Here is a 13,360-nt window from a genome sequence, read left to right as displayed (position 1 = left end):
TCGAACGCCAATTTCCGACATTATTTTGGAGTCTTTTTTGGGACGCATCCGCATCCTTATTGCCGAAGATAGCTCGCTCTTCATCACGGTTCTTAGCGAGTTAATCGAGTCAGAACCCGATATGGAGCTGGTCGGCCTGGCCACCAATGGGGCCAAGGCGGTGGAGTTGTGCGAGCAGCTCAAGCCCGACCTGATCCTGATGGATATCCATATGCCGGTGATGGACGGGCTGACCGCGACCGGCCGAATTATGGCGACCTGTCCGACGCCGATCCTGGTGGTGACCGCCGACCCGCACCGCGGCGGGGTCGACCTCTCCTTTAAGGCGCTGTCTGCCGGGGCGCTCGACCTGGTGTCGAAGCCCGGCGAGGTGCCGATGCGCGAGGCGGAGCGCTTCGGCTTCTTGCGCAAGATGCGCCTGCTGGCGGGCATCCCGGTGGTGCGCCATGTGCGCGACCGCCTGCCGGACTCGTCGGCATCAAAAGCCACGAACGCGGCGAAAATAGAGGACAACCGCCCGGCGCGCAAAACGCCCGCGCCCACCAAGCCAAAGGAGAGCCCGCCGATCCTTGGCATCGTCGCCTCCACCGGCGGCCCGCGGGCGCTGGGGGAGTTCCTGGGCGCGCTGCCGGCTGACTTCGGGGCGCCGATCTTATTGGTCCAACATATTACGCGCGGCTTCGCGGTGCATCTGACGCGCTGGCTCGACGCGAACTCCCAGGTCAATGTTGTCCTGGCCAAGAATGGCCAGCGTATCCGCCCCGGCACGGTCTATGTCGCGCCCACCGAGTTGCAGATGGAGCTGAGCTCGACGGGCGCGCTTAAGGTCTATGACGGCCCGGCGGTCGCGGGGTATCGCCCCAGCGGCGACGTGCTCCTGCGCAGCCTGGCGCGCCACGCCGCCCCGCGCGCCATCGGGTTGGTGCTCAGCGGCATGGGCCAGGACGGGGCCTTCGGCATGGCCGCCCTGTACCGCAGCGGCGCGGTCACGCTGGTCCAGGATGAGGCCAGCTCCGTGGTCTATAGCATGCCGAGCGCGGCGCTGGAGCGCGGGGTCGTCAGCGAGATCGTCGAGCTGCCCCATATGGCCACGCGGGTCCAAGAGATCGTCGGCACCTTCTTTGAGAATACGCAGTCTAAATCGCATCACGCGAGAAAGTGAATAACTGATGACAGATTTCCACCCAAAAATTAACGCGGCCTCCGAGGCCCCCCAATGCCCCTCGGTGTTGCAAGCCTGCTCCCTCTTGTCGACCTGGACCGGCATGGAGCTCAGGGGCAGCGCGCCGCGCCGGGTTGAAGAGTTTTTGAGCATACGCGCCGAGCACCTCGGCTACGCGTCGACGTTGGATTATGTCGCGTTCCTAAAGACCCAATCGCCCACCGACGAAGAGCCTCAACAGCTCACCAACCTGGTGACCAATGGGCTGACCTGCTTTTGGCGTGACACCCCGCAGCTAAACGCGCTGGGCACGGTCTTCGCCAACCTGGGCAAGGCGCGCGCCGAGGCCGGAGATCACCGGCCGATTACAGTCTGGTGCGCGGGGTGCTCGACCGGCGAGGAGGCCTATACCGTGGCCATGATCGGCGTCGACAACGGCGTGCCAATTCAGGTGCTCGGCACCGACATCAACACCGAGTCGCTCGAGCACGCCCACCGCGGCGTCTACGGCGATTGGAGTCTTCGGCGCACCTCTCCCCTCCATCACACCCGCTATTTCGAGCACACCGCCGATGGGCAGTGGGCGATCACCCAATCATTGAGCGACCTGGTCGAGTTTCGCCGCCATAATATTTTATCCCCGCCGCCGCTGCCGCGCGGCGGGGGAAAATGGGATGTAATCCTCTGCCGAAATGTGCTGATCTATTTCTCCGAGACCGCCATTCAGACCGTGCTTCGCCTCTTCTCGGAGGGCCTCAACCCCGAAGGCTACCTGCTGCTGGGCTCCAGCGAACAATTGCACACCGGCGACATGGCCAAAGAGCTCGTGCCCTTTCGCGCGGCGCGCCAGGGCGGCGGGTTCGTGTACCGGCTCAGCGTCACGCCGCCCGGGCGCACGGTCGGCTTCGCGCTTCGCCCACCCGAATCGTCGCCGGTCCCGAAGCTTAAATCCCCGGCGATGCCGCCCAAATACTCAACCTCCCTGGAGGAGGTGACCTCGGATATCGGCATCCAGCACAGCTCTCAGGAGGCCGCGGAGCTCCTGCTAGAAAACGCCATCGACCATCTGGTCGACGGGCGCATGGAGGCGTCGCTGGCGTGTTGCGAGGCGAGCGCGTCGTATGACCCATTTGTGCCCGAAACCTATTGCCTGATGGCGTATATGCTCGGCCTGGAGGGGGCGTGTTCCCAGGCGCTGGCGACCTACCGAAAGACGCTGTTTCTGGACCCGATGAATTGGGTGGCCGCGCTCGAGAGCGCCCGCATCTACCTGCGCATTCAGGACCCCATCCGGGCAAAACGCGCGCTGCGCCAGGCCCTGGAGGGGCTGCGCTCGGAGCCGCATCTGTCGGCCGGCATGACTCGCCTCAACCGCGCGCTGACACAGGCGATGACCGACCCCGAGAGCGCCGAGGCGTTCTCCAAACAATACCTCGAGCGCTTGCGCGGAAATAAGTTTCTGGATTGACGCAACCACCTCCCGGGTGTCAGGCATAGCGCATCAGACGAAGCGCCGGGATTTTACGCGGTCGCTCGCCCATCCAACAGCTCACCTACGACTTCATAAACGACTTCGATGGGAGGTTTCGACGGCGAAACCTTCCCACAAATATCACCGAAAAAAGGCATTACCTATGGCACGTCGCGAAAATTTGGTCTGGATCGATCTTGAAATGACCGGGCTCGACCCCGAGGAAGACGCGATTATCGAAATCGCAACGATTGTGACCGACTCACAGCTCAATATCATCGAAGAGGGCCCCTGCCTGGTCATCTCCCAGCCCAAATCCCAGCTCGACACGATGGACGAGTGGAACCGCACCCACCACGGGGACTCCGGGCTCATCGACCGCGTGCTGGCCTCCGAGATCAGCTGCCTGGACGCCGAGCTGCGCACCCTGGAATTCTTGCAACGCCACACCGAAGAAGGCCGCGCGCCGCTGTGCGGCAACACCATCGGCCAGGACCGCCGCTTCCTCTATAAATATATGCCCCAGCTCAGCTCCTGGTTGCACTATCGCAACGTCGATGTCTCCTCGATCAAGGAGCTCGTGGCGCGCTGGTACCCCGAGGAGATGCGCGCCCCGGTCAAGCGCTCCAACCACCGCGCCCTCGATGATATCCGCGGCTCGATCGAGGAGCTTCGCTGGTATCGCGACTATATTTTCGTGGAACAATATTGAGCCGAAAGAGCCCGCGAAAACGCTGAGCACTTCGATGAAACCCATCAAAATAGAAAGGATGAAAAATGGGAACCCCGACCGATAAGACTCGCTTTGATGGCCGCGCCGCCGACGAACTTCGCCCCGTGACGATCGAGACCGACTTCACCGAGGCCCCCGAGGCGTCGGTGCTGATCACGATGGGCAAGACCCGCGTGCTCTGCAGCGCGAGCGTCGAGGATAGCGTGCCCCGCTGGATGCGCGACGCCGAGCCCGCCAAGGGTTGGGTGACCGCCGAATATTCGATGATCCCGGGCGCCACAGCGCCGCGCTTTCGCCGCGAGCGCCGCGGCGCCGGCGGGCGCACCCGCGAGATCGAGCGCCTCGTCGGGCGAAGCCTGCGCGCGGTCTGCGACCTTGAGAAGCTGCCGGGGCACACCATCTGGTTGGATTGTGACGTGCTTCAGGCCGACGGCGGCACCCGCACCGCCGCGATCACCGGGGCGTTCGTCGCCCTCGCGCTGGCCTGCGGCCGCCTGGTTGAGCGCGGCGCCATCGCCGAGATGCCGATTCGCCAGAGCCTGGCCGCGATCTCCTGCGGCGTCATCGGCGAGCAGGTGCTGCTTGATCTTCCCTACGAGGAAGACAGCAAAGCCGACGTCGATATGAATGTGGTGATGACCGGCGATGGCCGCTTCGTCGAGGTTCAGGGCACCGGCGAAGAGTCCACCTATTCGCACGCCGAATTGCTCGCGATGCTCGAGCTGGCGGGCAAAGGCATCGCCGAGCTCAGCGCGGCCCAGCAGGCCGCGCTGCCCCAGGAGCCGATCTACGCGAAGCTCTTCAAAAAGGCGTAATCTGCCCGGCCCGAGTCACATCGGGAAGCTGCGAAAATGAAGGTCGAGCACCTGGAAGTCACTGACGACCCGGGTGACTCGGCCTTTTTCGTCGAGCCCCACCCAGGTCTCGTAGAGGCCGGGGCCAAAGCCCGTCTCAAAGGTGATGAGGTTCAGGGTCTGACCGCTATGAATGCCCAGGCTCTGGCGAATATCGAGGTTTGCCCAGGCAAAGCCCTGGCGCTGCTGGCGCCGCATCTCGCCGTGGATTGCGCGCGGAAACTCATCGTCTTCCAATAGCGGCGTGTAATTCATCAAGACGCCCGCGGTATGGGCGTCCATAAACGAGCCGACCGAGGAGTCGACCGGATAGCCGCCATCGGGCGGGTCGAAGAGCGTGCGGCGCACGTCGTCTTCTTGCACATCGGCGCGCTTCCAGCGAACGGTCCTCTCCCGGCTCACCTCCAACATGGCGTAGGCGAGCCGGCTCTCGTCGCGCAGCTCGGCGACGAATAGCAATACGGGATAGCGGCCCGGCTCGATCGCGATGTCGAAGGGCTCGGTGTCAAGAAATGTGAGCGGGTCACAGGCGACGAGCTCTCCGGTCGGGAGCTCGAGCATACCTGCGTTACGACGTCGCATAACGATGTCGTAGCCGAGTGCAGCGACGGTCTCTCCGTCATCGAAGCGGCGAAAGGTATGAGGTAGCATGGTCGGATGTCGGCGTGATGGAGGGCTCCAGAGCGAGTTCAACCAAAGAACTCCTCACTGCCTCTTAATAATGCACACATCCGCGACGGCATTCCACCCCGGATGACTCCGAGGTGGCCTGCGCGTGATTTAGGCGGTGTATTCGTCGACGATTTTTGCGATTTCGCTAAAGGACTCAACCTTCAGGCTGGCCCCGCCAATCAGCGCGCCGTCGACATCGGGCTGGGCGATAAGCTCCGCGATATTGGCGGGCTTGACGCTGCCGCCGTAGAGGACGCGCATGGCGTCGGCCACCGAGGCGTCGAAGACCTCGGCGACAATCTTGCGAATCTCCAGATGAATGGCCTGCGCCTGGTCGGAGGACGCGGTTTTGCCCGTGCCGATGGCCCAGATGGGCTCATAGGCGATGACCACGCGCGACGCATCTGCGGCGCTGATGCTCGCCAGGGCGGCGCGCACCTGCAGCTCAATCTTCTGCAAGGTGCGCTCGCTCTCGCGCTCCTCAAGCGTCTCACCCACGCAAACGATGGGCGTAAGACCGGCCTTCAGCGCGACGAGCGCCTTGTGATTGACGCCCTCGTCGGTCTCGCCGAAATACTGACGCCGCTCGCTATGGCCAAGGATGACCCAGGAGCAGCCGACGTCCTTAATCATCGCGGCGCTCAACTCGCCGGTATACGCGCCGCCCTCGGCCCAATGCATATTCTGGGCGGCCAGGCGGACGTTACTATCGCCGAGCACCTCGCCGACCCCGGCGAGGCTCACCGCGGTCGGCGCGACGACGATATCACAGCCCTTATAGCTCGCCACCGCCTCCACGATGCCAGCGGCGAGGGCGCGCCCTTCCGCCAAAGACTTATTCATCTTCCAATTGCCAGCAACGATGGGTTTACGCATGGTTTTTCTCGAGCATAAGTAATGAAAATGGGGAAATAATCACTCAGTATTTAGAGCTCAAAATTCAAACGGGTAATTCGCTCGCAGCGCTTCGATGCCGGGCAACTCTTTGCCTTCGAGCATCTGAAGGCTCGCGCCCCCGCCGGTCGAGATATGGCTAATCTCGTCCTGGTAGCCGGAGACGTTGATCGCCGCCGCGGAGTCGCCGCCGCCGATGACGCTGAAGGAGTCGCTCTCGGCGATGGCCTTGGCCACTGACATCGTGCCGTTGGCGAAAGGCTCACGCTCAAAGACGCCCATGGGACCGTTCCAGAAGATGCTCTTCGAATCGGCGATGATCCCCTTATATTGGTCGATGGTCACCGGCCCGATATCGAACCCGGCCATGCCCTTGGGGATCGAGGCGCGCGGGCTGCTCTCAACGCTGTCGGCGTCCGCGTCGATCGACGCCGCGACCACGTGATCGACCGGCAGGCGAAGATCCACGCCGCGCTGGGTCGCCTTGAACATGATCTCACGCGCGCGCTCGACGAAGTCCTCTTCGACCAGCGAGTTGCCGACTTCGACCCGCTTCGCCTTGAGGAAGGTATAGGCCATCGCCCCGCCGATCAGCAGGTGGTCAACGCGCTCAACCAGCGTGTTGAGGACGCCCAATTTATCAGAGACCTTCGCGCCGCCGACGATCGCGGTAAACGGCGTGGCCGGCGAGCTGGTCAGCTTGCTGATCTGCTCCAGCTCGTTTTTGACCAAGAAGCCCGCGGCCTTGTGGTAGCGGTCGAAATATTTCGCGACATGATACATCGACGCGTGTTTGCGATGCGAGGTGCCGAAGGCGTCGTTGATATAGACATCGGCCAGCCCCGAGAGCAGACGCCCAAACGCCGGGTCGCCACCTTTTTCGCCGGGCTCAAAGCGCAGATTCTCCAGCAGCATAATCTGCTTATTGCGCATATCGGAGATGAGCTTCTGGACGAATTTCCCGCCATAATCCTCGGGCATCAGAACTTCGACGCCCAGGATTTCGGCGAGGCGCTCCCCTACCGGTTTCAGGCTCAGGGACTCATCGACTTTGCCCTTGGGGCGCCCCAGGTGGCTCATCAGGATGACCTTAGTGTCCTCCTGCTCCATCGCGTAGCGGATGGTCGGCAGCGCGGCCTGAATGCGGGTGTCGTCGGTAATCTGCTGTTCGGCGTCGAGCGGAACGTTGAAATCAACGCGAATTAAGATGCTTTTTTCGGCCAACTCAATCTGGTCGATAAATTTGATGCCGGTAAGATCCATGAATTTGAGCTCTACGGTGGTTTAGAAAGGTAAGCGAGGCAGAAAAGGCCCGGGCTTTGCCGTCACACGACAAAACCCGGGCCTCGTTGGCGCGACAATTAGGCTTTTTGCGCTGCGACGTAGTGGAGCACGTCGACCATGCGGTTGGAGAAGCCCCATTCGTTATCATACCAGCTGACAACTTTGGCCATACGGTCGCCGTTGACCATGGTCAGGCCCAGGTCGACGACCGACGAGTGGGGGTCGCCCATCTGGTCGGTGGACACGACCGGGTCGCTGGTGACGTTGAGCACGCCCTTGAACTCACCCTCGACGGCTTTCTGAAGCGCGGCGTGGATGGACTCGACGGTGACGTCTTTCTCGAATTCGCAGACCAGGTCGACCAGCGAGACGTCCGGGGTCGGCACGCGCACGGCCATGCCGTTGAGCTTGCCTTCAAGCTCGGGGATGACGCGAGCCACCGCGATCGCAGCGCCGGTGGAGGTCGGGACCATATTCTGCGCGGCGGCGCGGCCACGACGGAAGTCTTTGTGCGGCGCGTCGAGCAATGCCTGGTCGCTGGTATACGCGTGGACCGTGGTCATCAGGCCGGACTTGATGCCGAAGTTGTCGTTGAGGACCTTGGCCACCGGCGCAAGGCAGTTGGTCGTGCAGCTGGCCACGTCGATAATCTGCATCGTGTCGACGTCGATATCGGTGTGGTTCACGCCGTAAACAACCGAGAGGTCAAGGCCTTTACCCGGCGCCGAAACGAGCACGAATTTGGCGCCCGCGTCGATATGAAGCTGGGCTTTCTCACGGTTGCGGAACAGCCCGGTGCTCTCGATCACATAGTCAACGCCAAGCTCACCCCAGGGAAGTTTCGCCGGGTCGCGCTCGCTCAGGACCTTGACCGTCTTTCCACCGATGGTGATCTGGCCATCGCCAGCCTCAACGGTGCCGTCAAATTTGCGGTGAACGGTGTCATATTTGAAGAGGTAGGCTAGCTGCTCGGGGCTGGCCAGGTCGTTGACGGCCACAAGCTCCACGTTCGGATCGTCCATCAAAATACGACCCACGCAGCGACCGATACGACCAAAACCATTAATACCAATACGAATTGTCATGATAAGACTCCCTTATAAAATAGGTGAGAAAATAAAAGCGTTGATATCTCGAACGCTCGTGCGTCATTTAATTTATTCAATCAAAGCCCAGTTTCGGCTCATATGTAGATAGTAACTGTGGCGCAAGTGTCAATGCGCGCGGCGTGATTCTTGGACAAGTTAGTCACATGCGCCGAAAATGGAAGGGCCTAATTTTGGCGTTACCCCAAAGTATCGCCAAAGTGCGCGCGCGGTGAGCACAGCGCTGGATTTCAGCGCGGCGCTGGTGCATGATAGCGCCGATTCGATTGTTGAAATAATCATTTGTATTCTGGGCAAAATGACATGCGGCATCTATCTATGTTGAACGAGCGGTTGCGGGTAATCTGCATATTGGGCGCCATTTCGATGGGCGCGATTTTGAGCAGTGGCTGTGGTCCCGATTTTGCGCCCTATTGGCGGGTCAAAAAGCTGCGCGTATTGGCCATCCAGGCCGACCCGGTGGTGCTCGATGGCGGCGAAGTCGCCAAGCTGCGCGCCCTCGCCCACCACGCGCCCGACGACAGCATCGACTACGCCTGGGAGTGGTGCCCTTTTCGGGTGTCGACCAGCGATAATTACGAATGCCCGGTGACCGTCGAGCAGCTCAACGCGATCATTCAACAGCAGGCCGCAAAAGACGGCGCCGAGGGCAGCGTGCCCGAATTGCCGCCGGATTTCTTTAGCCTTGGCAGCGGCAAAGAGGTCGACTTCGCGTATCCTGCGACCCCCGAGGTCATCAACGGCTTCTGCGAGGCCATCCTCTCGGCCATCACCGACGCCGCCGAGGACTCGCCATTTGCCGACCAACTGCCGGTCAAAAACTGCGAGGAGGGCTTCGATATCTCGATTCGCCTGGTCGCGACCAGCAGCGACGACGAGATCATCTCGCGCAAGCGTATGAAGCTGTCCACCGGGCCGAAGACGCCTAAAAACCTGAACCCGGACGTCACCGGCGTCGAGATCAAGCTGGCCAAGCCCGCCCACTTCGACCAGGCGCGCGCGGCGCTTCCCTGGGTCGACGCGCTGACTCAGGCCGAGGTCGACAACCCCAGCGCCGGCTGGCACCCCATCGCCGAGGACGAGCCGACGCCCATCCTCGCCGGCATCCCCTTCTTGGTGCGCTCGGTCGTCGACCCGGCGAGCGTCGAGATCTGGACGCCCCCGGCGCCCGACGGCTCCGACAAGACCGAGCTTGACCCGGAGCCCGAAGTCTTCATCTTCCGCTGGTTCGTCTCCGACGGCGACGTCGACCAGGCATCCGGCCTCTATGTCGACGACAAAAACACGCTGCTCGACGCCAGCGAGACCGAATTTGTGGTGCCCTATAACGCGTCGCAGTCCGATTATGACGGCGACGGGGTGAGCAATGGCGCGGATAATTGCGCGCCGCTCAATAACCCCGACCAGCGCGACTCCAATGGCGATGGCATCGGCGACGCCTGCGATATCTATATCTGGTCGGTGGTCCGCGATGGACGCCTCGGCCAAGATTTTATCGAGCGACAGGTTCGCGTGGTGGGCTGGTAAGGCGAGAAGATGCGTCCCAGACGCACCCGATAGGCCACTGAATTATCTATTGTTTTTGGGCGCGACCAATTTGCAGCCCTTATGTATTGAGAGTCTCTGATGAAGTATTTGCAATTGATCATCGCGCTGTCCCTGGCGAGCTTGCCGGCCACGGCGCTGGCCCAGCAGGATGACGGCTCGGCCCAGGAAGGCCCGGCCCAGCAGCAAGCCGGCGCCGCGCGCCTGACAAAAGCCCCCGAGCTCCTCGAGGCCCCCGAGGCAGACTATACTCAAGAGGCCGTGGACGCCGGGATCGAGGGCGCGGTTCAATTGGAGTTGACCATCTCGGCCACCGGCGAGGTGACCAAGGTTGAGGTGCTCTCCGGGCTCGGCTATGGGCTGGACGAAGCGGCGGTCGCCGCTGCCAAAAAATTCGTCTTTAGCCCGGCCGAGGTCAATAATCAGCCGGCGGCGGTGAGCCTGAACTTCGCCATCGACTTCTCGCTGCCGATCATGCCCGCCATCTTCCGGGGCCGGCTGGTCGAGCTTGAGACCGACGCCATCATCGACGACGCGACGGTCGGCATCGAATACCAGGGCGACGAATACGACCCGGCGCCGCGCGCCCAAATGTCGGTCAAAGAGGACGGCAGCTTCTCGTTTGAGGGCGTCCCGCCGGGGACTTACCGCGTCGACTTAAGCGCGCCCGGGTATCCCGACCGCGCCGAGATCGTCGAGCTGGGCTCGGGCGACGAGGTCGAGGTGGCCTATCGCTTCACCAAGGCACCGGTGAACCTGCGCGGCGAGGTCCGCGAGTCCGGCACGCGCACGCCACTGGCCGGCATTGAGGTGCGGGTCATTGACGCCAATACAAACGAAGAGCTCAGCACCGAATATAGCGACGCCGACGCCATCTTCTCGTTCCGCGACCTCGCCCCGGGCAAATACCGGCTCATCTTCGGGGCCGACGGCTACGAGACCTTCAGCGAAGAGGTCGAGGTCAAAGAAGGCGAAGTCACCGGCGGCGTCTTCTATCTGCGCGCCGAGTATTATGACGAGTTCACGGTCAAGACGACCGCGCGCCGCGAAGAGACCGAGATCAGCCGCAAGCGTATCGAGCTCGACGAGCTTCGGCGCATCCCGGGCACCGGCGGCGACGCGGTCCGCGTGGTCCAGAACCTGCCGGGCGTCGCCCGCCCCTCTTATGTCAGCGGCAGCCTCATCGTGCGCGGCGCCTCGCCCGAAGACACCAAGGTCTTTTTGCAGGGCGACTCCATCCCGCTGGTCTTCCACTTCTTGGGCGGCCCGGCGGTCATCAGCTCCGAGATGTTGGAGGCGGTCGACTTTTATCCCGGCAACTTCAGCACCTATTACGGGCGCGCCACCGGCGGCATCGTCGCCCTGCGCACGCGCTCTCCGCGCGAAGACCGCTTCCACGGCTTCGCCGAGGTCGATCTTATCGACGCCACCGCTCAATTCGAGGGGCCGATCACCGAGAACCTGAGCTTCGCGCTGTCGGCGCGCCGCAGCTATATCGACACCGTGCTGCCGGTGCTTGCGCCCGAGGAGCTCACCGACCAGGTGACCGTCTCGCCGCGCTATTATGATTATCAGGGCTGGCTGACCTGGCGGGCGAATAAGGAGAATAAGCTCGAGCTCTTTCTCTACGGCTCCGACGACACGGTCGCGACCATCTTTGACGATGATGACGGCCCCATCGGCAACGCCGATGTGCAGATCGAAGGGCTCTCGTTTAGCCAACTCTTTCACCGCGGCCAGCTTCGCTGGGAGTGGAAGCCGGCCAATGAAGCCATCGAAAACGAGGCGCTGGTCTCGTTTGGCCTCAACCGCGCCGGTTTTGACCTGGCCGAAAACCTGTATTTCTTCGCCGATTATTATCAGACCCAGGTTCGAAACGACTTAAAGATCAACGTCGCCGATAACCTGAACCTGCGCGTGGGCGCCGACCTCCAATTCGGCAATGTCGACTACCGACTCGAAGTCCCGCGCCAGGACGCCGACCCCGGCCGCGGCAACGGGGCGACCGGCGCAGAGGGCGGCGGCCCCGGTGGATTCGCCATCTCCAAAAACGGCATCATCACCCAGCAATCCGCCCCGCTGCTGCAGCCGGCCTTCTATATCGAGGCCAATTATAAGCCAATTGAGGCGCTCAAGCTGACCCCGGGCGTTCGTATCGACCATTATGGCGATATCGCGCGCACCTCGGTGTCGCCGCGCTTTAGCACCCGCCTCAAGCTCAACGACGAGCTGCTGCTCAAAGGTGGCGTGGGCCTGTTCACCCAGCCGCCGCTGCCCAACGAGTCGGATAAAGAGCTCGGCAACCCGAACCTCGATTTCGAGAGCGCCATTCACTACGCCCTGGGCGCCGAGTGGCGGCCGCTGGAATACCTCGAGGTCGACACGACGCTCTTCTACCGCTCGATGTTCGACCTGGTCGACAGCACCAACGCCGTGGTCGAGAACGCCCAGGGCGAGGTCGAGAATCTGCTGCTCGACAATAACGCCAAGGGGCGCGCCTACGGGCTGGAGTTGATGGTGCGCCATCGCCCGCAAAATAACCTCTTCGGCTGGGTCGCCTATACGCTGAGCCGGGCCGAGCGCTTTAACCAGAAGACCGAGAGCTACGACCTATTTCGCTACGACCAGACCCATATCCTGTCGCTGGTCGCCGGCTATAACCTCCCCTTCCAGATCGACATCTCCGGGCGCTTCCGCCTGGTCACCGGCTCACCCTATACGCCGATCGCCGGCGCGGTTTGGGACGCCGATCAGGACCGCTATCAGCCGGTCTACGGGCGGCCGCTGTCGGCCCGCAAGTCAACCTTTCACCAGCTCGACGTGCGCATCGACAAGAAGTTCGTGTTCGATAGCTTCATCCTGGGCGCCTATATCGAGGTGCTCAACGCCTATAACGCGGTCAACGAAGAGGGTCGCTCCAATAACTTCAATTACCGCGAATCCGGCCCGGTTCCGGGGCTGCCGATCATCCCGACCCTGGGCGTGAACGGGCGTTTTTAGGGCGCGCCGCGAATTTGGGCGCACTTTTTCGCCAAAAAGTGCGCCCAACCCTTGTATATAGGGCGATTGGAGGGGTTTGGCGCCTTGACACTGGTACCCCGCATTCTTAAGCTTCCTTTAGTTCAAAAAATAAAGAAGCAACGCGGTCTCGCAGCTGGTGCTGGGGGCCGTGCACTGACCCTCGGCCCTGTGTGGAAGGCTGTCCGAAATGGACAAAAATCGACACGTTTGGGCGGAGCGTTATAAACCCAAACCAGTGTTTCATAGGGAACGAGTATGACGAAATCAGAGTTGATTGACGCTGTCACCAAGGGCGCCGCCGAAGTCGATATTAAGCTGACCAAAAAGGACGTGCGCGCGCTGCTCGACGTCGTCTTTGACACGGTCTCCCAGGCCATCAAAGAAGAGGAGCGCTTCTCCTACCCGAAGTTCGGCACCTTTAAGATCAAGCACCGCAAGGCGCGCATGGGCCGCAACCCCAAATCGCGCGAGAAGATCAAAATCGAGGCATCCAACTCGGTTGGATTCAAGCCGTCGCCGACGCTCTACGATCTCATCAACTAAATCGCAGCTCCGGCGCCTGACGGCACACCAAAAAGCCCGCCTGAGATCCTCAGGCGGGCTTTTTGGGTGTGCCGG

General features: G+C 61.9%; 11 protein-coding genes. 7 read left to right on the top strand and 4 right to left on the bottom strand.

Annotation, left to right across the window (positions count from 1 at the left end; genetic code table 11):
- Nucleotides 1-37: 37 nt before the first annotated feature.
- The 4 genes from cheB to rph all read left to right on the top strand — a co-directional run bounded on the left by cheB (nucleotide 38) and on the right by rph (nucleotide 4,181).
- Nucleotides 38-1,162, top strand: coding sequence for a chemotaxis-specific protein-glutamate methyltransferase CheB (cheB, locus tag DN745_RS18820; protein WP_162687790.1), 1,125 nt, complete (start codon nucleotides 38-40; stop codon nucleotides 1,160-1,162).
- A gap of 7 nt (nucleotides 1,163-1,169) precedes the next feature.
- Nucleotides 1,170-2,630: a CheR family methyltransferase gene (locus DN745_RS18815; protein ID WP_111337391.1), complete on the top strand. Its 1,461-nt coding sequence runs from the start codon at nucleotides 1,170-1,172 to the stop codon at nucleotides 2,628-2,630.
- A 166-nt stretch (nucleotides 2,631-2,796) separates the two neighbouring features.
- Nucleotides 2,797-3,345 (top strand): oligoribonuclease, encoded by a 549-nt coding sequence (orn, locus tag DN745_RS18810; protein ID WP_111337389.1) that lies wholly within the window; start codon nucleotides 2,797-2,799, stop codon nucleotides 3,343-3,345.
- Nucleotides 3,346-3,410: 65 nt separating this feature from the next.
- Nucleotides 3,411-4,181, top strand: a complete 771-nt coding sequence (gene rph, locus DN745_RS18805; RefSeq protein ID WP_111337388.1) for a ribonuclease PH — start codon at nucleotides 3,411-3,413, stop codon at nucleotides 4,179-4,181.
- A 15-nt stretch (nucleotides 4,182-4,196) separates the two neighbouring features.
- Here the strand turns inward: rph and DN745_RS18800 are convergent, their stop codons facing one another.
- The 4 genes from DN745_RS18800 to gap form a co-directional block, all read right to left on the bottom strand.
- On the bottom strand, nucleotides 4,197-4,802 hold the full coding sequence (locus tag DN745_RS18800) for a DUF4241 domain-containing protein (RefSeq protein WP_162687789.1): 606 nt from the start codon (nucleotides 4,800-4,802) through the stop codon (nucleotides 4,197-4,199).
- 198 nt (nucleotides 4,803-5,000) lie between these two features.
- Nucleotides 5,001-5,768 carry a triose-phosphate isomerase gene (gene tpiA, locus DN745_RS18795; RefSeq protein WP_111337384.1) on the bottom strand — a complete coding sequence of 256 codons (768 nt, stop codon included), beginning with the start codon at nucleotides 5,766-5,768 and terminating at the stop codon, nucleotides 5,001-5,003.
- A 57-nt stretch (nucleotides 5,769-5,825) separates the two neighbouring features.
- A complete protein-coding gene (locus DN745_RS18790; protein WP_111337383.1) occupies nucleotides 5,826-7,049 on the bottom strand; it encodes a phosphoglycerate kinase in 1,224 nt (407 codons plus the stop codon).
- A gap of 98 nt (nucleotides 7,050-7,147) precedes the next feature.
- Nucleotides 7,148-8,155: a type I glyceraldehyde-3-phosphate dehydrogenase gene (gene gap, locus DN745_RS18785; RefSeq protein ID WP_111337381.1), complete on the bottom strand. Its 1,008-nt coding sequence runs from the start codon at nucleotides 8,153-8,155 to the stop codon at nucleotides 7,148-7,150.
- 339 nt (nucleotides 8,156-8,494) lie between these two features.
- On the opposite strand from gap, the gene DN745_RS19645 reads away from it, so the two are divergent.
- The 3 genes from DN745_RS19645 to DN745_RS18770 all read left to right on the top strand — a co-directional run bounded on the left by DN745_RS19645 (nucleotide 8,495) and on the right by DN745_RS18770 (nucleotide 13,285).
- A complete protein-coding gene (locus DN745_RS19645) occupies nucleotides 8,495-9,703 on the top strand; it encodes a thrombospondin type 3 repeat-containing protein (RefSeq protein ID WP_204355044.1) in 1,209 nt (402 codons plus the stop codon).
- A 99-nt stretch (nucleotides 9,704-9,802) separates the two neighbouring features.
- On the top strand, nucleotides 9,803-12,721 hold the full coding sequence (locus tag DN745_RS18775; protein ID WP_111337379.1) for a TonB-dependent receptor domain-containing protein: 2,919 nt from the start codon (nucleotides 9,803-9,805) through the stop codon (nucleotides 12,719-12,721).
- A gap of 276 nt (nucleotides 12,722-12,997) precedes the next feature.
- Nucleotides 12,998-13,285, top strand: a complete 288-nt coding sequence (locus DN745_RS18770) for an HU family DNA-binding protein (RefSeq protein ID WP_111337378.1) — start codon at nucleotides 12,998-13,000, stop codon at nucleotides 13,283-13,285.
- Nucleotides 13,286-13,360: the final 75 nt, after the last annotated feature.

This window comes from Bradymonas sediminis, assembly GCF_003258315.1.
Lineage (GTDB): Bacteria > Myxococcota_A > Bradymonadia > Bradymonadales > Bradymonadaceae > Bradymonas > Bradymonas sediminis.
The sequence above is the reverse complement of the archived record's forward strand: the minus strand, read 5'-3'. Positions and strand labels throughout refer to the sequence as shown.